The 20,846-nt window shown below is 42.5% G+C and carries 18 protein-coding genes and 2 pseudogenes; 12 read left to right on the forward strand and 8 right to left on the reverse strand.

What is annotated here, in order from left to right; translation table 11 throughout:
• Positions 1 to 38: 38 nt before the first annotated feature.
• From F6K64_RS07320 to F6K64_RS07345, 6 genes are all read right to left on the reverse strand, one after another.
• Complete coding sequence (locus F6K64_RS07320; protein ID WP_287265157.1) at positions 39 to 5,765, reverse strand: AAA family ATPase; 5,727 nt, start codon at positions 5,763 to 5,765, stop codon at positions 39 to 41.
• A gap of 210 nt (positions 5,766 to 5,975) precedes the next feature.
• On the reverse strand, positions 5,976 to 6,269 hold the full coding sequence (locus F6K64_RS07325) for a hypothetical protein (protein WP_287265158.1): 294 nt from the start codon (positions 6,267 to 6,269) through the stop codon (positions 5,976 to 5,978).
• Positions 6,270 to 6,343: 74 nt separating this feature from the next.
• Positions 6,344 to 7,744: a tetratricopeptide repeat protein gene (locus F6K64_RS07330; RefSeq protein WP_287254601.1), complete on the reverse strand. Its 1,401-nt coding sequence runs from the start codon at positions 7,742 to 7,744 to the stop codon at positions 6,344 to 6,346.
• A 66-nt stretch (positions 7,745 to 7,810) separates the two neighbouring features.
• Positions 7,811 to 8,695, reverse strand: a complete 885-nt coding sequence (locus F6K64_RS07335; RefSeq protein ID WP_287265160.1) for a tetratricopeptide repeat protein — start codon at positions 8,693 to 8,695, stop codon at positions 7,811 to 7,813.
• Positions 8,695 to 9,543 carry an SAM-dependent methyltransferase gene (locus tag F6K64_RS07340; RefSeq protein ID WP_287265161.1) on the reverse strand — a complete coding sequence of 283 codons (849 nt, stop codon included), beginning with the start codon at positions 9,541 to 9,543 and terminating at the stop codon, positions 8,695 to 8,697. Before F6K64_RS07340 ends, F6K64_RS07335 begins: the two co-directional genes overlap by 1 nt.
• Before the next feature lie 533 nt (positions 9,544 to 10,076).
• Positions 10,077 to 11,474, reverse strand: coding sequence for an AAA-like domain-containing protein (locus tag F6K64_RS07345; RefSeq protein ID WP_287265163.1), 1,398 nt, complete (start codon positions 11,472 to 11,474; stop codon positions 10,077 to 10,079).
• A 1,295-nt stretch (positions 11,475 to 12,769) separates the two neighbouring features.
• Between F6K64_RS07345 and F6K64_RS07350 the strand changes: the two genes are divergently transcribed.
• The 9 genes and pseudogenes from F6K64_RS07350 (at position 12,770) to F6K64_RS07380 (ending at position 17,882) form a co-directional block, all read left to right on the forward strand.
• Positions 12,770 to 13,069 (forward strand): hypothetical protein, encoded by a 300-nt coding sequence (locus F6K64_RS07350; RefSeq protein WP_287265165.1) that lies wholly within the window; start codon positions 12,770 to 12,772, stop codon positions 13,067 to 13,069.
• A 68-nt stretch (positions 13,070 to 13,137) separates the two neighbouring features.
• Positions 13,138 to 13,482 (forward strand): hypothetical protein, encoded by a 345-nt coding sequence (locus tag F6K64_RS07355; protein ID WP_137985686.1) that lies wholly within the window; start codon positions 13,138 to 13,140, stop codon positions 13,480 to 13,482.
• Between the two features lie 308 nt (positions 13,483 to 13,790).
• The gene (locus F6K64_RS07360) at positions 13,791 to 14,027 is read left to right on the forward strand and encodes a hypothetical protein (RefSeq protein WP_287265166.1); all 237 of its coding nucleotides are present in this window, start codon (positions 13,791 to 13,793) and stop codon (positions 14,025 to 14,027) included.
• Positions 14,028 to 14,161: 134 nt separating this feature from the next.
• A complete protein-coding gene (locus F6K64_RS07365) occupies positions 14,162 to 14,548 on the forward strand; it encodes an RNA polymerase sigma factor (RefSeq protein WP_287265167.1) in 387 nt (128 codons plus the stop codon).
• Positions 14,549 to 14,560: 12 nt separating this feature from the next.
• Positions 14,561 to 14,707 (forward strand): annotated as a pseudogene (locus tag F6K64_RS38130) (RNA polymerase sigma factor); the annotation flags it as partial.
• 15 nt (positions 14,708 to 14,722) lie between these two features.
• On the forward strand, positions 14,723 to 15,439 hold the full coding sequence (locus tag F6K64_RS07370) for a hypothetical protein (RefSeq protein WP_287265168.1): 717 nt from the start codon (positions 14,723 to 14,725) through the stop codon (positions 15,437 to 15,439).
• Positions 15,440 to 15,974: 535 nt separating this feature from the next.
• Entirely contained in the window at positions 15,975 to 16,943 is a 969-nt protein-coding gene (locus tag F6K64_RS07375) for a glycosyl hydrolase family 18 protein (protein WP_287265169.1), read from the forward strand.
• A 295-nt stretch (positions 16,944 to 17,238) separates the two neighbouring features.
• Positions 17,239 to 17,313, forward strand: a pseudogene (locus tag F6K64_RS38775) (type II toxin-antitoxin system HicB family antitoxin); the annotation flags it as partial.
• Positions 17,314 to 17,519: 206 nt separating this feature from the next.
• Complete coding sequence (locus F6K64_RS07380; RefSeq protein WP_287265170.1) at positions 17,520 to 17,882, forward strand: hypothetical protein; 363 nt, start codon at positions 17,520 to 17,522, stop codon at positions 17,880 to 17,882.
• A 419-nt stretch (positions 17,883 to 18,301) separates the two neighbouring features.
• Here the strand turns inward: F6K64_RS07380 and F6K64_RS07385 are convergent, their stop codons facing one another.
• Positions 18,302 to 18,916 carry a Uma2 family endonuclease gene (locus F6K64_RS07385; protein WP_287265172.1) on the reverse strand — a complete coding sequence of 205 codons (615 nt, stop codon included), beginning with the start codon at positions 18,914 to 18,916 and terminating at the stop codon, positions 18,302 to 18,304.
• A gap of 172 nt (positions 18,917 to 19,088) precedes the next feature.
• On the opposite strand from F6K64_RS07385, the gene F6K64_RS07390 reads away from it, so the two are divergent.
• From F6K64_RS07390 to F6K64_RS07400, 3 genes are all read left to right on the forward strand, one after another.
• On the forward strand, positions 19,089 to 19,373 hold the full coding sequence (locus tag F6K64_RS07390; protein ID WP_287265174.1) for a hypothetical protein: 285 nt from the start codon (positions 19,089 to 19,091) through the stop codon (positions 19,371 to 19,373).
• A 27-nt stretch (positions 19,374 to 19,400) separates the two neighbouring features.
• The gene (locus tag F6K64_RS07395; RefSeq protein ID WP_287265175.1) at positions 19,401 to 19,730 is read left to right on the forward strand and encodes a type II toxin-antitoxin system HicB family antitoxin; all 330 of its coding nucleotides are present in this window, start codon (positions 19,401 to 19,403) and stop codon (positions 19,728 to 19,730) included.
• A gap of 285 nt (positions 19,731 to 20,015) precedes the next feature.
• Positions 20,016 to 20,324, forward strand: coding sequence for a hypothetical protein (locus tag F6K64_RS07400; RefSeq protein WP_071106011.1), 309 nt, complete (start codon positions 20,016 to 20,018; stop codon positions 20,322 to 20,324).
• Between the two features lie 114 nt (positions 20,325 to 20,438).
• Here the strand turns inward: F6K64_RS07400 and F6K64_RS07405 are convergent, their stop codons facing one another.
• Complete coding sequence (locus tag F6K64_RS07405) at positions 20,439 to 20,573, reverse strand: hypothetical protein (protein ID WP_287265178.1); 135 nt, start codon at positions 20,571 to 20,573, stop codon at positions 20,439 to 20,441.
• Between the last annotated feature and the right edge of the window lie 273 nt (positions 20,574 to 20,846).

The following is a 20,846-nucleotide window of genomic DNA, read 5'->3' on the forward strand; positions in this document are numbered from 1 at the left end:
TTCCCTTTACTATTTTAATTGAAAGTCCAAGATCTCAGTCACACATGCTGCTCAACCCAAATGCGGTCAAAGATCGATTGATAAATCCGGTTATTGACTCTCAGAGATCCCTGTTGCTTAACTACTAACCCAGACAACAGCAATTCCTTTTCGTCTGGACTGTCAACAGCCACCACTTCTCCCTGGTCCACAATTTGTCGATATATCTCCAGTAGCCCTACAGATTGTTTACTCTCCAGGATGCGATCGCGTATGGTTCTCAAATGCTCCGGTTCATCCTGGGATTCCCAATTCTCTATCACCCTGGTTCGCACCAAATTTTCAATCCATTCAGCTTCGTCGTTGGTAGGGATAGCAGATGAAGTACTGCGGATGAATTGACAGATCTTTTGGGTCAAAAAAGGCTGACCACTCGTCCATGCTAACACTTCTTTGAGCAGTGTTTGAGGATTGGTCACTTTCTCGGCTAATCCTTGAAGCAAAGGTTGAGCTTCATGCTCTTTAAAGCCCTCTAGTTGAATCGCCTGACCAATATTAAAAGGAGTTCTTTGGTGGTCAGTAATTAAGCCAGAGGGGGTAGCCACCCCAAACAGAGCAAAGGTTAAATTGCCATAGTCTCGATTGATAGTACGCTGATTATAGCAGGAGCGAATCAGAGCAAAAAAGTCATTAACTGGAAAATTCAAGCCCAAGACGCTATCAACTTCATCAATAAAAACTACCCTTTTATTCGGTAAACTGTTATCTGGTTGATCAAGCTCATCCAGCAATACTTCTTCAATAAATTGACTCAACCGCTGAACCGTAGAAATATCCCCTCGTTCATTCCACCACTTTTTTAAATTCACCTTTCTTAGTAAACCAAAACTTCGCCATAGCTCTACTGCCAATCCCTTATACCATTGGTCAGGGGTAACATTTTCGCTGCCAATGCGAGTCAGGTCGATCGCTGCGCAGCTAATCCCCTCATGGTTCAGGTGGTTAATCATACGTACCATCAGGCTGGACTTGCCCATCTGGCGGGGATTGAGAATGTAACAAAACTTCCCTTGCTTTAATGATTTGTAGAGAGTTCTGTCAGCAGAACGCACCACATAAGTGGGAGAATCCATCGGTAAACTTCCCCCCACTTGATAATCAAAATTCGCGGCTTGTTCGTCACTCTTCAGTAACTCGTTTTCAAATATTAGTTCCGCTTGAGTAGCTTTCAGAACTTCCAAAGTTTGAGATAGTTCTTGAGTGCGCTCTTCTACTTTAAGCTCTAGATTGCGGTTATAGTCTTCTAACTGTCCATAGAGACGAGCATTTTCAATAGAGATAGCAGCTTGAGCAGAAAGCATTCTTAAAACTTCAATGCGATCGCTGGTAAATGCCTCTGTGGTTAAATTATTTTCTAAATATAAAATACCGCTTAGTTTACCTTGATTTAACAAAGGAGTACAGATAATCGATTTGGGTTGAGTGGCAACAATGTAGGGGTCACGAGTAAATTGTCCTTGATTAGTAGCATCACTTAAGACTAAATTTTCCTGGGTGCGAGCCACATAATTAATGATAGAGACTGACAAGACCGGGGTTTGACTAGCAGCATCCACAGAGTCTACTGGCAGAGATTGCAGTGTAGTCACCTGATCAGAATCCACTGTTCCTTCCGCTTCAATTACCCAATCACCGTCTTTATCCAGTATCAGAAAACCTTGTTGAGCGCCAGCATTCTCAATCAGGATTTTCATTAACTTTTCCAGCAACTTGTCTGGGATAATTTCCCCAGAAATTGTTTGCGATGCTTTGAGAATGCTATTGATATCCAAAACACCCGATGTAGTTTTACCTGAGTCGGTAATGGACGGATTTAAGCTAGTTTTAATACTATCTGTTGAAACTGTAGCTAAAAATTGTGGGTATCGAGCTTCCAAATCTTTGACCTTAGCTACAGCTCCCCAGCCTTGATAAGTATAATGGGCATCTTGTAGGTAGTGGCGAGCAACGTGGTTTTGGTTTCTAGCTAAATAGAATTTGCCTGCTAGTTCATAAGCTAGGGCTTCGTCGTTGAGATAGTCGTTTTTATGGGCTAAAGTAATAGCGCGGTCGTAATAGTCTCTAGCTTCGCTATCTTTGCCTAAAACTCGGGATCGTTCAGCTTCGACTAGATAAAATTTGTGTAGAAAATTCATCGGAGCTTGCTTTGCCCATAGTTCCATTTTTTCTTGTTTAGCAGCAACCTTGGTCAAGATTTCTGCTCTTTCAGTCTCTGAGGCATCAGAATAAAATGCTAGCCGAGCCAGGGCATCATAGAAGTAAGCAGTGGTAAGGATGAATGATGAGCCAGCATTAGCAGCATAGTCTTCAAACTGGTCGGCATTTTCAACCGCTTGCTGAAATTCCTGGAAAAGATAACACAGAGTGAGTTTATGTGAATACGCATGCATCAGTGCAGTGCGATCTCCACTGGCCAGATGGACTGGTATCATCTTTTCTTCATCATATGCTTCACCAATCAAACGGCAGGGATTGTCGGCTTCTCCCATCAAGTTAAGGATAGCCTGCATATAGGTTTGAGTCCAATGAAGGTAAGCTTCCTGCTGAGTTTGAATAGTAGCTGCAATTGCCTTTTCCGTCTCTTTCTTCGCATCCGTCAGCTCAATGCCACTTAGGTAAAAAGCATAAGCATAGCTAACCATAGCACTAGCAGCATATTCAAGATCTCCAGTTTCTATGCCACTTTGATAAGCTTCCATGCAAAAAGATGATGTATCCCTAAGCGATTCCTTCCAATGCTTGAGAAATAGATGATACATTGCATAAGTTCTGGCTTTAAATGTTTTATTTTTGAATCGTTCTAGTAACTTCAAAGCAAGTTGACCAAACTGATAGCCAGCCTCAAGCTCTCCTGTGAGGCAGAGGATCAGCCCATAACCTACATATGGAAAAGCAGAATCAGGGGAATTACCATACTGAACTGATAAATTTACCTGTCTGCACCAATTGACCAAGCTCAGTTGATTAATTGCTATGAACGCAGGACCAAATAAGTAATTCATGATCCTGATAGCTGCTAGTTTATGCCTATCTGACATCTGGGGTGAGTCGATTAGCTTCTCGGCTTTCCTACCTGCTAATGCTAATTTGATCTGCTCTATCTCTCGCGTTAGATCTCTTTGATTAGGTCGTTCCGGTAATTCCACTCCAAGTAATTTCAAAACTTCTAGGGCAATTTTGATCGCTTCTAGAAATTTTCTTTGAGCACAATAGGCTTGCATTTTGACTTCATAGACTTTTCCTTTGTCTAACAGTGTTTGGGCTTTTTGCAAGACTATCTCAGTCAAGGGCTCCATTTGGTCGTAGTTGGCAATTGTATAAGCGGCTTCTGCTGCCTCCACATACAAATCTAAGCTGAGGTTATACTGGTGCAACCAACTCTGGTTACCTAACAAACTTAAGCCGGTCTGGAGATAATTGAAACCAAGTTGATGAGCAGCTGAAGATTTGGCTTTTTTCCCTGCCCGCAGATTTAAGAGAGCTAACTCATCTCGCTCTGTTTGTCCCTCAATTAGCTCCCGGCCTTTGTTCAACTGGTTAACAATCTCAAACAGCTTCTGTTCAGATTCTTCAGAGGATGTATTTTGCAGTAACAACTTGCCAATGCCCAGATGTACTGCTTGGGTATCTGCTTTGGGAATCAGCGAGTAAACTGCTTGTTGGATGCGGTCGTGGGCAAATTTGTATTCTACAATTAACTGATTTGACAACCCTTCTACATCAAGTTCCACCAACTGGTAGGCATAGCTAAGGGGTATAATTAGACCAGATTGGAGTGCTGACCGTAAATCCGTTGCAGTTTCCCCTATAGATTTTTCATATATCACTGCCAGTGTTTTCAGGTCAAACTGGTTCCCTATGCAAGCTGCTAATTTTAATAAGGCTTGAGTTTGTGTGGGTAAGTCTTTAACTTTTTTAGTCATCAACTCCACCACATTATCTGTAAGGGGTTGCGCTTTTATTTGCTCTATATCCCACTCCCATTTCTGAGAAGGATAGTTAAAATACAACCAACCTTCAGAATACAGAGATTTTATAAACTCATTGATGAAAAACGGATTTCCGCCAGTTTTTTCCTGTATTAATTTTGCAAGGGGTTTAGCAGTTATTGAATCTACGAAAAACGTATCAACGATAAGTTGGCTAACATCAGTTAAGGCTAAGGGGGGAAGTAGTATTCTCTTAATGTTTACCCTGGCTGATTCAATCTTTTCCAAGGTTTGAGTCAACGGATGTACTTCGTTTACTTCATTATCCCGATATGCCCCAATGAAAAATAGATATTTATTATCTCCTGCTGTCATCAGCAGTTGAATTAATTTCAACGAAGCTCTATCTGCCCACTGTAAATCGTCAAGGAAAATGACTAACGGATGTTCCGGTTGAGTGAATATCTTAATAAATTTTTGAAAAACAAAATTAAAGCGATTCTGGAGTTCTGTTGGCGGAAGCTCTGGGACAGGTGGTTGTGAACCAATAATCAGTTCTACTTCAGGAATAACTTCAATGATTACCTGTCCATTTTCCCCTAATTCCCCTTGCAGCTTCTGTCGCCAATTGTTAATCTCTTGCTCACTTTCGGTGAGTAACTGTTGTACTAATGACCGAAATGCCTGAATTAAGGAAGCGTAAGGAATATCTCGTTGAAACTGGTCAAACTTACCAGAAATAAAATAGCCATGTTGCCGAGTCAGTGGCTTATATAGCTCCTGTATTAATACTGACTTGCCAATACCAGAATACCCCGAAACCAGCATCATTTCACTAGCTCCTTGGCTGACTCGATCAAAAGCAGCTAATAGGGTAGCAATCTCCTGTTCTCGCCCATACAGTTTTTGTGGTATTTGAAATTGATCGGAAACCTTGTGCTGATCGATTAGCAAAGTATCAATTTGCCCTTTGGTTTGCCACTGTCTAAGACATTCTTCTAAATCTGCCTTGATCCGATAGGCTGATAGATAGCGTTCTTCAGCATTTTTCGCCATCAATTTTAACAGGAGCGCTGAAATAATTGGTGGAATATCTGGTTTGATTTCCTGTGGTGGTGTCGGTTGTTTAGCAATATGACAATGGACTAATTCCAAAACATCATTGCTGGGGAAGGGTAACTGTCCCGTCAGCAATTCATAAAAGGTCACCCCCAGGGAGTAAAAATCAGTGCGGTAATCGATGGCTCGATTCATTCGACCCGTTTGTTCTGGGGAAATATAAGCTAAAGTTCCTTCTAATACATTCGGGTTGCGAAAGGTTGAGATTTCTCGCGACAGTGTAGTTGAAATCCCAAAATCAATTAGCTTAAGCTTACCAGTATTCTGATTTAAGATAATATTTGATGGGTTAATATCTTTGTGAATAATATGCTGCTGGTGAACCTGACCGAGAATGTCAACAATCTCAATGGCCAGGTGGAGAAACTCAGCAATTGTGAATTCCTGCTTCGGAATTATCCGATTGAGAGATTCGCCCCCAAAATCTTCTAACACCATCACCCAGTTAGTTTCTAGGTTTTCCCAGCTGTAAACATCGATTACACCGGGTAGGTTAATAGTTTTGGTTGTTTCATACTCTCGCTTGAACCAAGCAATCCTTTCCGGGGAAGGATAAGCCTGTTTGAGCATTTTAACGATAACAGGTTGGTCATCTGCCCGCCGATGTCCACGATAGACTAGGGAGTTGGTGCTCTCATGGAGTTTTTCCGTAACTTGGTAACCTGATAAGTCGCGCATGCTTATCTCCTTTAAAGGAGTTTTTATGATAAAAAACCGCAACCAGTGCGGTTTGAGCTGATTAAATAATAATCCATTTGCCGAATTGTATAAAGTTATGAGTGATTTAAAATCAACTACCCCACCTAACCTAACCGTTAGGTGGGGCTTCTAGGGAATTGAGCTAAAACTCAGAGAATCGAGCTTGATGAAACCTCTCTACACCAAATTCTAGTTAAAGTTAGGTGTGGGTTCTTCTGATGGAGAAGGGTCTGGATCTGGTATGGGAAAAGGGTCTGGATCTGGCAAGGGGTCTGGTCCTGGATCCGCAGTGGTAACAGCAAGCGGAACCTGTTTGTCTGCAAATAATGCTGAAATTTTAGCAGGTTCTTTGCTGATTATCGCCGTCTGCTCTGCTTCAGATAAACCCACTTCGTCCATTACGGAACTGGGGTTATTGATGAAAACACTTTGTTTATTGGGGTCAAGGGCCAAATCTGTTAATAAATTAAAGAGTTTACTCATGACGTAATCCTGCAAATGTTTAACGTAGTTACCAAAAATGCCAACTAATTGTCGCTTATCTTCCTCAATAAATTTTATTTATTTAAAATTGACCAAATCTTGCTGGATTGATTCAATATTTTTGGTCGATCTTTATCCAAAATTACTGGAGTTTGATAAATCCTTTCCAGGGTGTACCAATAATTAACCATATAGGAAATATCTCGATAAATTTTTGAGGTACCAAGAATAGTTGGATCTTCCTCCTGCAAAATAGAACTTAAATCATTAAGTAAGAAAAGAACATTGCTGCATGTCTCCGTAAGTGCAAAGTTTTTCCATAGCCATGGTTTTGCCTTCTCTAGATTAGGGTCTTTACTAGGGTTATCTATCACATCATTCAGAACAAGCTTTGTTAATACATGTTGCTTAGCATCATTCTCGTCTATTACCTTTTTTATTTCATCCCGAGTATATTTCCTAGCACTAAGTTGATATCGCAATACCGTTTCACAGAGTTGAGAAAACTTTGAATATACGTCCTCCTTTAATGTATTGAATCTTTTGATAATATCAGCAAGGCTTTCTGATTTTTCTTGCTTTTGCTTAGCTTCAATTACGATGAGGATTAGGCGAGCAATTAAGTCACCTTGCTGAACCGTCCAGGCTTTTTTTGCATAAGCGATCGCTCTACCGTAGAATCTCTCTTTTTTTCCTTGGTCTTGTTTTTTCTTCGTTAAATAAAAACATATCAATGCATGTTCATGAAGATTTATCCTCCTGCTTTCTAAGAATGATACAGGAGAAGAAGAATACTGTAAAACTTCAGATTCCTGAGCTATTACTGTTTCTACTTCTAAATCCCAGTATGAATCCTCGTATTCTTGAGCCAATCTGTAAACTGTTGCTCGCATACCCCAAGCCCAGGTATACGTGGGGATAAGTTCAAGGGCTCTGTTAAGATAATGCAATGCATTTTCTTTACTTTCTTCATCTACTATTTTATTTTTCAGATCTTCTATTATTTTATCTTTCCGATATTCTGGATTACCTTTTTCCTCTTTTTGATCTATCCCTGAATCTTTTATATTGCGAATCATCTTCAGGCGGTAGATTGCTCCCAAATGAGCTAATGCCCACGCATAGTTGTTTTTTTCTGGTAATTCATTACCAAGCGCTGCTTGGAAATGTTCTATAGCTAACTCAACATATTCTTCCTGACGATCTTCAATAATTGCCAACAGACGATAGGTTTCACCTAGCTGTGCATGAGCCCAGAGATACTTACGATTCTTTTCGATGGCTTTTTTTAAGTATTTTCTCGCCTTATGATAATCCATCAACTGGTGGTAAGTTATTCCTAGGTGGGCATTGACCCAAGCATTGTCTGGATACTTAATTTGGAGTTCTTCAAAAATCTCGATCGCCTGTTCATAGTCCCCTGACATGCGAAAAGTTTCTGCTCTTTGGGCATCCATCTTATCCTTGTAATCCATCTTCCTAAAATTCCTCCTTAACTGTTATTTGACACTTAATTCCTTGAGGTTTGTTATCTCAAAAGCTTAACTAGCGAGTAATGCTTGAGTTCTCGGATCATCTCGCCACTCCATCCAAGCTGGGTCGTGACCGACTAACTCAATGGCTTCATCATTAATAGGAATAGCTTCTTCTAGATATTCCCATGCTTGTTCGCAGTTACCTACCAAGATGGCTAAGCCGCTCAGTCGGTACAGAATATCTCCTCGATCCCCTGTCTGCCATTGAGAGCGCAATACTGACCGCGTAAGCTCAATCTCGCTTTTGGCCTGGGTCAATCCTTGCCAACGAGCCTTTGCTACTGCAATACAGTACAAAGCTGTAGTGTCATCTGGAACTTCCTCTAACCTCTGCTGGCAACAAGCGATCGCTTCAGCATATTGGCCATCGTAGCAAAGGATTAACCCTCTCTCAATCCGCCAATTTTTCACAAATATGGTTTTGTCAAGGGCGATCGCTCGGTCAAAATCAATCAGGGCTTTCTTGTAGCACTTCATCAGTGCATAGACGCGGCAGCGATAGGCAATTGCCCAAAGGTAATCCGGCTTCAGCTCAATGGCTCGATCCAAGTCAGCCACTGCCATTGTGTAATATGCTTCCCCCATAAAGCGGTAGGTTACGCCCCGGTGAGCGAGGGCCCAAGGGTAGTTAGGGTTGAGATCAATAGCGCGGCTAAAATCTGTTCGGGCTTCCTGATAACGTTTGATCTGATAGTAGGTTTGCCCACGGTGAGCGAGAGCCCAAGGGTTGTTAAAATTTAGCTCAACGGCATCGGTGAACTTGGCGAGGGCAGCTTCAAAATCTCCCATCAGCCGATCCGCCTCACCTTGCTGAGCTAGAGCTTTAGCTTTCTGAGGGTTCTGTGCCGACGCTAACTTGAGGTCAGACACAGTTTGTTGATAAGCTGTCATCAGATCTGTTTCTCCCCTGTAGCTTCTTTAACAAAAGACATACCTAAGCGCGCCATCATTTCTTTGTCCACAGGTGCTAGAGCTTGAGGCGGAATATAAAGGGTTGAAACCTCAGTAACACTGCTTTGTGGTAGCTTGGACAGAGGAATACGCTGGATAACTGGTTTGCAAACTGGATAATAAACTGCTGCTTCGTAAACAATCACTTCATGGTCACCTCCATAATGTGTCTTTAAGACCTCGGTCAATATGGTTAGAGGACGAAACTGTTCCTCCGGTTTATAAAAACCGAGATTGCCAACCATGGCAATCTGCCACAAAATCAAGGGGCTAGTGGGGTCAAATTTACGCCGTCGAATCAAAAAGTCCGTTGCTTCAAAACTTTGACACCCGTTTCGACCAGGATCGACACCAAGGTCAGCAAATAAGCAATCTTCCGCAGAAATTCCAGGTAGCATCTGTGCTCTGAAGCCTTCACGATGTGCCTGTTTAATAGCTGCCTGCACTGGATTGGCAAAAACCCCAGGATGACCGTAAAACACAGCACAGACATTCAGCCCCTTACGAACTTCTGTCAATATTTTTTCGGTCATTTCTTGATAAGTCTGTCTGCGCCATTGATTGTTCCGGTTATATGGCAAAGGTTCTGCTGTGGCATTCAATTCTTTGAGCCATTTAGCGGTTACTGGGTCAGCCAACGCATATAAAACCTTGTCCGCTTGTTCTATCCAGGCTTTCGCCCCCAAGGTCAGATGACTTACCAATTGAATCCCCGTACCGACAATAGTTAAAGAGCCAGTTTCCAAATTCAATTTACTCTTCAGCTTAGAATCGGAGTTTTTGATCATCAGAGTAACAGACACAAGACACAGACATTTAAGGTAAGCTATCAGCTATCAGCTTTCAGCATTCAGCATTCAGCTTTCAGCTTTCAGCTTTCAGCTTTCAGCATTCAGCTTTCAGCTTTCAGCTTTCAGCTTTCAGCTTATGCTATGATGGGAACGCTACACCGAACAGCTTTTGAATCAGCAACGCTTTATTTTAAGCATTAGGCTGACAGCTGACAGCACCTCAAGTAGCGTGAGCTAAAAGCTCACGGCTGAATACTTACTATATTAGTTTGACTTTTGACCTATGAAACTCATAAAACTCATATAAAATCTCATATAAAATCTCATGAAAAAACTAATAAACAAAATATTGAATCGTAAACGGAGCATTAAAAACTGATCGTAAGCATTCAGCTAATGGGCTACGCCCACGCTACGCGAACAGCTAATGGGCTACGCCCACGCTACGCAAATGGCTGACCGCTGACCGCTGACCGCTGACCGCTGACCGCTGACCGCTGACCGCTGACCGCTGATCAATAATGATTAGGCTACAAGACAGAGGGTGCGTACATAAACTGCTGCTCTCCCTTTTTCATAAAATACTGTCGATACAATTCACAACTTGCGATCGCTTGAGCACCTGAAAGTTTAATCAACCCCATACTGCTTAACTTGTGAGTTAGGATGGGGTCTAAGGGCACAGGTTCAGTGGCCTTGAGAACCGTATCAAGAGCTTGTGCTAATTCCGGCTGTTTTGCCAATGTTGCCCAATGACGCTGCAAGTGATGAGCATAAATTCCAGTGGCAGTGGGAGCACTTTCTAGCAGTTGGGACAGAGTTATATCCTTGCGACTAAGATGATAGAGCGTTAAGTTGACCAGTGCCGGATGTCCCCCCAGCATTACCATTAATTGTTTAGCTTCTTCGGGACCTACCCAGTCGAGTCCGTAGCTTTGGGCTAACTGCTGCACCTCCTCCTGGCTGAAGTTTTTTAACTGAACCGGCAGCCCCACATTGAACGGAGACTGGTTAAGCTCCAGGGGAACGTAAATTTCCGTGGAGTGAACCACTACCAGGCGAAGCTTTTGCCAGATGGGCAGTCTTTTCCCTTCTTCGTACCAAGAACGCAACAGAGGTAAAAAATCCTTGGCGACTTGGGGATGCTCGAAAATCTGGCTCACCTCATCCAATGCCAAGATTAGGGGAGTATCAATTAACTCAAGTAGATAGTCTTGGAAGTAGAGGGTGCAGCTAATTTTACTGCCCAGGTCTTCATCCCAATACTCGTCTAGCATCGGTTTACGCTGAAGCTGGTGAGCGATGTTGGCACACAGCCAGCGCAAAAATTGATTCAAATTGCTTAAAATTTCCTGCTCGACTTGCTCTAGGTTCAAGCTCACAGTATGGTAGCCCAGGCGGTTGCCATGGTCAAGAATCCTCAGCAGCAGAGACGTTTTGCCCATTTCTCTGGGAGCTTTAATCCTGATTAACGCTCCCGGTTTCTTGATTTCTTGATCAACTTGCTCCTCAAGGGAAGAGCGTTCTAGGTAAAAGGGAGAGTCGAGAGGGATTGAGCCACTGGGGTAGCTTGGTAGTATCTCACCGGTTTCATGGGCGGGATTGCCCGGCAGATCTTGCTTCACCAGATCTTGCTTCAAAGGGTTTGTCTCTGAGGATGTTTGGGCAGTGGCATAAGACTCCAGCAGCACCCGACAGTTTTTCTTGCTTACCCGCTGGCCAATCACCTCCGAGAGTCGCTGATACAAATCTGGAGCAACGACATTGGTCAGGTAGCCTGCACTATAACCTGCTTCGAGGGCAATTTGGTTATAAGTTCTATACTGCCAAACCCCACCCAGCATAATTACTTCTGTGGAAGTAAGGGGTCGATGTTGACTATCTTTTAGTTGACGGTCAACAATTTCCAGTATACTATCAATATTCATGTACAAGGTCACTGAAATTTATCAACAAGCACCTTTTAAGTGCTCGAGCAAACGTGACACACCGAAACGTCACCTAAAGGTTTGGCCTTACCCTTTTGAAAACTAAAAGCTATAGTGTTTATTGAATTTAAAAAACACTATTAAAACACTATTATGCATAATATGAATCAGCAAATTAGATGGGTTTACCCTGAATGAGCAACCAATTTTAGGTAAGCATTCAGCCGTCAGCCGTCAGTGGTCAGCCGTTAGTGGTCAGCCGTTAGTGGTCAGCTTATTGTATTCAAAAGCTGTTCATAAAGTAGCGTGCCCATAGCGCATAAGCTAATGGCTAATAGCTGATAGCTGATAGCTGATAGCTGATAGCTGATAGCTGATAGCTGATAGCTGATAGCTGATAGCTGATAGCTGATAGCTAATGGCTAATAGCTGATAGCTGATAGCTAATAGCTGATAGCTGATAGCTGATAGCTGATAGCTGATAGCTGATAGCTTACAATTTTAGAGCTGATGACTGGGCAATGGCACCCCAGTTAACCAGCAGTGGTAGCATGTCACTTATGCAGAACATTTGTACGCTTATTTGGGTAATAGGTAATGGGTAATAGGTAATGGGTAATAGGTAATGGGTAATAGGTAATGGATAATAGGTAATAGGGGGAGCCTGTCACCTATCAATATTTGTACATTATCTATAGCTCCCGGGTTTAAGCTTGCGCTAATGGGAAATAGTACTAATGTTTCAGCAACGCCAGACCTCCTTTCATTTCTTCTCCTGACCCTCAGCTATAATACCATATATAATTTCCAGCTTAATATTAAATATTGTTAACTAGTTGTATTCCTGGGACTCCCTGACTGGGGAGGGCTATTATAGCAGAGAATAGCAGAGAATAGCAGAGAATAGCAGAGAATAGCAGAGAATAGGCAAAAAAGTGGCGTTTGCGCTTCAAAGCCATTGATTTTGTTTGTATAAACGCGATTTAGTCAGATTTTTATAAGCGGGAAATGGGGAGATATAGCGCTACGCGCAAGTCCGCAAGTCACAAGTCAGAAGTCAAAAGTTTACTACAACAGGTTTTCAGCTTTTAGCCATGTCCTAACTTTATTGCGTAGTGCTATCGGAAGAATTCTCCCCATTTCCCGCTTCTGTTGACTCCCGACTTTCGACTGTATATAGGGTTTTTATTTGAGATGTAAACGTGTATGGTCTTTTTTGATTGGACAATAAAACTTTTAATCTCTTGCCCCTCTTGCGTTTTGCTTATTTACTCTTGGCTTTTTGAGCAATAATTTTGTTTACAACCTATATAAAAACCCTAGACATGAGTTTTTACATGAGTTTTTACATGAGTTTTTACATGAGTTTTTACATGAGTTGGCTCTACCGTACTTGTGTTGACACTCCCCGGCCTGTTCGCGTAGCGTCGGGCAAAGCCCGAAAGGCGCGGGGATTCCTAGATCAACGAGTCACCTTAAACCGTTGTGTTCCCATCTTTGACGCCGCCAAAAATCAGACAATATCTAAACCAAAAACCCGTCAAGACCAAGTTTCTAGTCAGTTCACAACAGACCCAGCGGGCGATTCTCCTTAGGCGTTTGACTACTTACCTGGAAGTGCCTTAAAAAGTCCGTTTCCTTCCTTGTCTTGATGCAGTCACTCATGGGGGAAACCACGGCAGTCGCTCATGGGGGAGACCACGGCAGTCGCTCATGGGGGAAACCCCCTTTGGCGGCGCTGCCTCCCCAAGACCGCGCTGCCTCCCCAAGACCGCGCTGCATCGCTTCATCTGGTTCCGGTGTGCCCCACCGTACCGTATTATCTCAAAGCGTGATTTTTGCTGGGTTCACACACCAACGGTTGATTGATGATTGGGTTTTTAAGGAGGACTTTCCCTACCCTCCGAGCATTACTTCTTCTAGGTCGATAAGTTACGGGTCTCTCTCCCGGCTCAGCCTACGGTTTTTCAGCCTGTACTCATGTTTTGATTATACCCTGGCGCTATAAAAGTGTCAACTAAAAGCCGTCGAACGAAGGACGGGGCTTTAAACCCAAAATTTTTGGTAAGAAGCAAAAGTTATTTCATGGTGAAACCTTTTTGGATAAATTATTATACCATTAAATAAGTCACGTTTATGTATTTTATAATACATTTTTTACCATAAATCCGATAGAGCTGTTTTTATAGCGTTTTTCGTAGCTATGAGGTACACATTATTTTTTCCCTCTTCCCTCTTCTCTCTTTCCTTCCCCTCCTGGGAGGGGTTAGGGGTGGGTTCCTGCTCCCTGCTCCCTGCTCCCTAAAAACCATAAATTTGTACCTCACAAGTCGTAAAATTGCTATACATGAGTTTTTACATGAGTTTTTACATGAGTTTTTACATGAGTTTTTACATGAGTTTTTACATGAGTTTTATGAGATTAACAGACTAAAAACCGCTATACTCTCAAATGGTGATCGGGTATCGATGTCAAAAATGTCGAGTATAGCGCTACGGGCAATGGCATTGGCAAGAGGCATGCTAGCAACAGTTGACTACAACAGTTGCTAGTGGTGCTTCAGGGGAGCCTTCATGTTTCCCCTCTTACTCAGGGTTAGGTTGCTGCCCGTAACGCACCACTGCTGGGTCAAACAACTGTTAGGAGATGCACCCACCAGATAGACCATTGTGTTGATCAATCAATTATGATGTCAGATATTCAATTAGAAGCCAGTTCTACTGCATTGGGCCAATCCCATCACTTTTCACAGAAAGAGTTTTGGCAGCAATGGCAGCAATATCAAGACTATCTCTATCATCGCTGTCTCAGGTGGATGGGTGGAAACCCTACCGATGCTGAAGATGCCCTGAGTCGGGCCATGCTCAAGGCATGGGAGAAGGTGAAAAAGTTTGCCGGAAAAATCGCTAATTTTAAGGCTTGGCTGACAAGGCTGACTCATAATCTCTGCGTGGATATTCATCGAGAACATTGTCGCAGCGCCAACCACGTTGAAGATATAGAAGGGATTCCAGAGGAACAAGGACTGCTTTGCTGTAACGATACCCCAGAAAGGGCTTTGGAAACAGACTAGAAAAAGATTGCCATCCGCCGTGCCATTGATAACTTACCTGCTCGGCTGCACCAGACCTTTATCCTGCACTTTTATCAAGAACTGTCTTATCGAGACATAGCCCAACAGCAAGAGATTTCCTACCAGAATGTCTGTAAGCGCATCTCCCAGGCACGGGCAATTCTGCGAGAGGAGTTGAGGGGATATTTTATTGGGGAAGATGAAACTGATCCGGAATTATCGGTTACACCAACTAATCAGGCAACTGAGTCAGCAATTGGGGAAAAGTCCGAGGGGAATGGGGAAGTTGAATCGATTGTGGGCGAGACGGTGACATCATCGGTTGCGGTGGAGGAAGTGGAGAGTGTTGTTGGTGAGGAAGTGCAGGAGGTAGTGCGATCGCCTTTGGCGCGGCAAAGCCCATCGGTGCAGCACTCTGAGTCGGTTCCTGTTCCAGCTACTTCTGAGGAGAAGTTAGAGGTAAATAATGAGGCATTGCTGAGGGGCCGGATGAACATGAAACGGGCAAGATGCCCGTTCCACCAAGATGTCCATTCCACCAAGATGGCCATTTCACCAATATGGCCATTTCACCAATATGGCCATTTCACCAATATGGCTGTTCCACCAAGATGCCCGTTCCACCAACATCGCTGTTTCACCAAGATGGCTGTTCCACCAAGATGGCCATTTCACCAAGATGCCCGTTCCACCAAGATGGCCATTTCACCAAGATGCCCACCCCAAAAAACTATTACAATCATCACCCATTTATGCAACCCTAAACATGGTTGTCTGTGTGTTGAAGCAGCGGTGTGTGAAAGGCAGCCTGCACCAATCAATAAATCTCCCCCATCTTGCCATTATTCCTACACTCCCCAACGGGTGCATGTCAATTTTGTTAACCCCTGATTCAGATCCCCCTAAATCCCCCTTAATAAGGGGGACTTTTCAATCTAATTCCCCCCTTTTTTAAGGGGGGTTAGGGGGGATCTATGTACCTAATTACAAAGTTGACATGCTCCCCTCCCCAACAGTTATAGATTTACAACAAAAAACTTGCAGAACAAAAGTACTCAATCTGGGTAATGGGTAATAGGTAATAGGTAATGGGTAATGGGTAATAAGTAATAGGGGGAGCAGGCAAGAGGCAAGAGGCAAGAGTGAAAAAATCCTGTGTACCTGATAGCTATGAGAAACGCTATAACTAAAAAAATTCATAAAAGGCTCTGTGGAATCGTCTTTATTATAGAATCGGGCAATTAAAGAACATCTAGCTTAAAGCTTGAAATCAAAACTTGCCAGTGGGTGATGTTCACCCCACGATTCGAATTTAGCGATTGCCCACCAATAAAATTGAGTATTTGCTTGGTGGCAATTACCTGGTGCCAGTGATGAGATTTCTCAAACAGCACCAAACATCACCAAAATCTAAGAACTTGAAAAAATGATTGGAGTGAAAATGAAAAAATTCCTCTCTCTTCTCCTTGTCATTCCGTTGACATTATTGAGTTTTGTCCCCAATAGCTTGGCACTAGAATCGCCAAAGGTCGTCGGTTATATAGGGCAGATAGACACATACTCTCCTCCAGAGGCTGCCTTGGATGATATTCTAGAGAATACCGGCAAATACAATTACATGATATTTGGTTTTTGGGACTTCGATAAGGATGAGAACAAGTATAAAGGTACCGGAGCGGCAGAAGAGTGGGAGAAAGGAACTTTTGGGGATACTCGGAAAGCTGTGGAACGTTTTCACCAGCAAGGAATCAAAGTTTTGATTTCTGCCGGTGGGGAATATGCACAACCACTGCCAGATGAAGATCCGTTTGAATATGGCTACGAACTTGCTAAATATGCGAAAAAATACAACTTTGATGGAGTTGATTTTGACATAGAAAACTTTCCTAATGGTTCCCCTGATCTGACATCTGAGTGGTTGGCCATAGCAACCCGAGAAGTCAAATGGGAATACCCAGAGGCAATCATCTCCCATGCTCCCCAAGCACCTTATTTTAGTCCCGCGCAGTCATTCGGTTATCTTGAAGTTAATGAGAAAGTTGGGGATCTAATTGATTTCTACAACATTCAGTACTACAACCAAGGATCATCAACACCTTATGACACTTTTGAGCAGCTTTTCATATATTCTGGCTGGAATCAACCAGAGACTTCTGTAATTGAAATTAATTACAATGGAGTTCCTCTAGACAAGATTGTCATTGGTAAGCCAGTTACAAAAAGTGATGTAAATAACACGGGGTACGTTGATCCAGATAAACTTGGGTCGTTTATTGGTGACGCGATATCCAACGGTATTGAACCTGGTGGTGTGATGGGTTGGCAGTGGCTATCGGACAAAAACTCCGGTGGAGATTGGAGCAATATAGTCTCAGAGCCTTTTGATACGAAATAGTGTCGATAATTTTAGCTTACGGCAAAAGAAGCGCCACATCTTAATGCGCAGCATAAGTGTTTAAAGTCTAGTAGTGGCGTGGCAAACTTAAAATAGTGCAATAGATTTTTGAGTAAAAGCTTTTAAAAATCGGCATCGTAGCATTTTTCTAAAGCAACATTTAAGGCTTGCCACGCCAGTAGGGTGCGTTAACAAAGTGTAACGCACCTTTTTAATGATCAGTAATGGGATGGCTTATCCTCGGGTTAATACTGCCATGGTATAATCTACAACTAGTCGATTTTCATTCCCAGCTACATTTACCCCTGACGAGTCGGATGGCGGGTTTGTGATAACTTTTAGGGATCTGCCAGAAGCCATTACTCAGTAGCGTGGCCATAGGCCAATCGCCTATCTTGTAGGGTGCGTTAACAAAGTGTAACGCACCTTTTTAATTACCAGTAATATAATGGCTTATCCTAGGATTAAGACTGCCATGGTATAATCTACAACTAGTCGATTTTAATTGATTCCTACATCCATGATTGAATAACTAAAATGGATTTAACGTTATAACAATCCCAGAAATAAAAGCCCATGGAAGTTACCTTTGATCTACCTGATGAAGTGGTCAATCAGCTTCAACCCTTTTGTGATCAGCTACCTCAAATCCTAGCCTTAGGATTGCGAGAATTTAATGCTATTCCTCAAGAAGGTTTTTCTGGTCTGGCTGAAGTCTTGGAATTTTTGGCAAGCCTCCCTACAGAATCAGCTATTATTGCTCTACGTCCCTCAGAAGCCTTACAATCTCAGTTATCTATCCTCTTAGAGAAAAATCGGACAGTGGGTTTGACTCCAGCGGAAGAACAGCTCTGGCAACATTATCAATATTTAGAGCATATTGTCAGAATCGCCAAAGCTAGGGCATTTTTGAAGCTAAAGGAAACTGAGGCTCAATGAGCAAAACCTATATTCCTGTCGCCTTACAAATACCGGGATAAAGTCAACCTAAATCCGGGCAATAGATTCTCACCAGATAATTCCGTGGGAAGGTTTCGCACCTCTCCTATAGCACTATCATACAGGAATCGAGAATAAGCAATCGCTTTTCAATTGAGTGTGAGGATGATAGTGCGTTTCATAATTAATTGTAAAAAACACTGCATCGCTACTTGATTACCTCTTGGCTCTTGCCTATTGCCTCTTGCCTTTCCCGAAGAGATTCTGTTCACAACTAAAATAGAAATGCGATCGCATTTCAGTTTTAGACCTCTTGCAAAAATAAATATCAAATCAAAATCTATCCCTTTTGCCTATTGCCTATTGCCTATTGCCTTGTCAAAACCCACGGTTTATGAGACAACTGCGGCGAAGTCTTTTCAATCCCACACCCGACGCAAATCCAACACAAAACCCGGTAACACCTCTTCCCCCGACAACTCAGCCGGATTTTCCAACACTTCCACTGCCAAACCCGGTCGATAAATTTCCACCAATCGCTGCTGTGGATCAATTAACCAGCCCAGTCTCGCCCCATTGTCGATATACTCCGTCATTTTAGCTTCCAGAGACTGAACCCGATCTGAGCTAGACCGTAACTCAACCACAAAATCCGGGCAGATATTAGCAAAGGTTCCTTTTTGTTCTGGAGTAAGTGCCTGCCAACGTTCTCCGCTCACCCAACAGGCATCGGGAGAACGAGTCGCACCATTAGGTAAAATGAAGCCAGTGGAGGAGTCAAAGGCTTTACCCGGTTCTCCGGCATTACGCCACCACAAATACAACTCTCCAGAAATACTCCAATTGAGCTTTCCAGTTTTCCAGCCTGTTGGTGGGTTCACAATTAACTCTCCAAGTGCCGTTCTTTCCAGTCTCAAGTCGCGGTTGGCTGCTGCAAGGGCTGCAAACTGTTCCTGGGTGACGTACAACCCGATTGTCCTAGGCAACTCAATCAATAGGGTTTCAGTTTCTGGACTGGCAGGTGTTTGTATCATCTTGACCTCTTCTACAATAGGGATTTACAAATACCAATTCCACCGGATTTACACTCCCCGCTCGCCCATAGACGGGGATTGTTGGCTCAACTAATTCTTACCTGCCTTGTAGAGATTTAGATGTTTTATTTCTTTATTTTAATTCCCTCGATTGTGACACAAGAGGGTTAAGTTGGCATTCGGAAGTTGTCTTGACATTGACCATTATAGTATCAATAATGATACTATGGGTGAACAGATGGCTCGAATAAACGATATTGTTGCCGCTATGCGGCATAACCCCTGTGATGTTCGTTTTGCTGATTTAGTTAAAGTCTGTACTCATTATTTTGGCGAAGCTAGGCACAACAAAACCTCTCACCTTGTTTATAAGACGCCCTGGGAAGGAAATCCTCGTGTCAATATTCAAAAGGGAAAGAGTGGAAAGGCTAAAGTTTATCAAGTTGTCAAGTATTAAAAACTATTGATAAGTTACAGGACAGTAATGAAAGTTAATCACCAACACTACACTTATAGCATCAAATGGTCACAAGAAGACGGGGAGTTTGTGGGATTGTGTGCAGAATTTCCCAGTCTATCTCACCTTGACACATCTCTGGTAGCTGCTTTAGAAGGCATTAGTAATTTAGTCGCAGAAGTTCTCGAAGACATGGAAACCTCTGGAGAACCTATTCCACAACCTCTTGCCGAGAAAAAATATAGCGGTAAATTTCAAATACGAATTCCACCGGAGCAACATCGTTCATTGGCAATAAAAGCCGCTGAGTCTGGAGTAAGTCTTAACCGTTACATAAGTTTGAAGCTATGTAGTTAGGAATTTAGCCATCATAAAGCAATCCAGAGCAAGCGACGCTTAGCAAAGAGTCGCTACGGAAACGCCCTTAACTTTACCCTTAGAAAAGTAAAGTGCTTGAGGGAGAGAGCCAATGACATGCTAATAATTGCCAAACCAAGCCTTGCAATTGCCTATAGGTAACTAATTATGAGGTCTAATAATACATAGATTAACTAGTGAGTTATAACAATCGGGTATCAAACCTTACTCAATTGACTTTCGGCCAAAAATTCTAAAAGTCCATCAAAAGTAAAATTCATTAATATGAGTAAGAAAAAAAAGAAAAAACATCCTGGGGGACATAAGTTTTATGAACCTAGCGACTACAGGCCGGTAAACTGTAAAAACGTCCCAGGAGAACGGGCTAGGAAAAAGTGTAAAAAATGGAACAAATTTGTTGCAGAAAGATCTAAGCTGAAGAAACAAGGTCTGTTTGAAGAGATGAAAAAACTAGAGGAAGAGTATCACGGAATAGACTTAACAGAAGAGACGACTGTGGATACTCCAGATTGCTTTGAAGAAGAAGAATTGTACTACGACGGTTATTTAGACGAATACAGAACTTGGTTTTAAGTCACCGGCTTGACCTAGCCTATTAATGCTTCAATTTTAATCAGCTCTCCAAACTTTTCTGATAATCTAAGTTAAGAAATAGAAGTATATTACCAATGTACAGTGGTTTGCACTTCAGTTAGGTACAAAGTTTTGGGTTTGTAGGGAGCAGGGAGCAGGGAGCAGGGAAGAGGAACCCACCCCTAAAGCCTCCCAGGAGGGGAAGGGAATAGGGAATAGGAAATAGGTAAAAAATAATGTGTACCTCATAGCTACGATAAACGGTATAGTATTTATCAACTAGTTTATGTATATTTTTGATTTTATTTAACACTAAAAAATATATAGCAATTATACGACTTGTGAGGTACAAATATCTAGGTTTTAGGTTTTAGGTTTTAGGTTTTAGGTTTTAGGTAGCAGGTAGCAGGGAGCAGGGAGCAGGGAGCAGGGAGCAGGGAGCAGGGAAGACAGAAGAGGCAAGAGCCAATAGTCAAACAATTCGGTGTACCTCATGAGTCCTAGAAACGCTATACATAAAAA

It is taken from the genome of Moorena sp. SIO3A2, from assembly GCF_010672265.1.
Lineage (GTDB): Bacteria > Cyanobacteriota > Cyanobacteriia > Cyanobacteriales > Coleofasciculaceae > Moorena > Moorena producens.

Coding starts and splice junctions, on each gene's coding strand:
- F6K64_RS07320 (WP_287265157.1), bottom strand. CDS start 5,765: ATGCGCGACTTATCAGGTTACCAAGTTACGGAAAAACTCCATGAGAGC.
- F6K64_RS07325 (WP_287265158.1), bottom strand. CDS start 6,269: ATGAGTAAACTCTTTAATTTATTAACAGATTTGGCCCTTGACCCCAAT.
- F6K64_RS07330 (WP_287254601.1), bottom strand. CDS start 7,744: ATGGATTACAAGGATAAGATGGATGCCCAAAGAGCAGAAACTTTTCGC.
- F6K64_RS07335 (WP_287265160.1), bottom strand. CDS start 8,695: ATGACAGCTTATCAACAAACTGTGTCTGACCTCAAGTTAGCGTCGGCA.
- F6K64_RS07340 (WP_287265161.1), bottom strand. CDS start 9,543: ATGATCAAAAACTCCGATTCTAAGCTGAAGAGTAAATTGAATTTGGAA.
- F6K64_RS07345 (WP_287265163.1), bottom strand. CDS start 11,474: ATGAATATTGATAGTATACTGGAAATTGTTGACCGTCAACTAAAAGAT.
- F6K64_RS07355 (WP_137985686.1), top strand. CDS start 13,138: ATGGGGGAAACCACGGCAGTCGCTCATGGGGGAGACCACGGCAGTCGC.
- F6K64_RS07365 (WP_287265167.1), top strand. CDS start 14,162: ATGATGTCAGATATTCAATTAGAAGCCAGTTCTACTGCATTGGGCCAA.
- F6K64_RS07375 (WP_287265169.1), top strand. CDS start 15,975: ATGATTGGAGTGAAAATGAAAAAATTCCTCTCTCTTCTCCTTGTCATT.
- F6K64_RS07380 (WP_287265170.1), top strand. CDS start 17,520: ATGGAAGTTACCTTTGATCTACCTGATGAAGTGGTCAATCAGCTTCAA.
- F6K64_RS07385 (WP_287265172.1), bottom strand. CDS start 18,916: ATGATACAAACACCTGCCAGTCCAGAAACTGAAACCCTATTGATTGAG.
- F6K64_RS07395 (WP_287265175.1), top strand. CDS start 19,401: ATGAAAGTTAATCACCAACACTACACTTATAGCATCAAATGGTCACAA.
- F6K64_RS07400 (WP_071106011.1), top strand. CDS start 20,016: ATGAGTAAGAAAAAAAAGAAAAAACATCCTGGGGGACATAAGTTTTAT.
- F6K64_RS07405 (WP_287265178.1), bottom strand. CDS start 20,573: ATGAGGTACACATTATTTTTTACCTATTTCCTATTCCCTATTCCCTTC.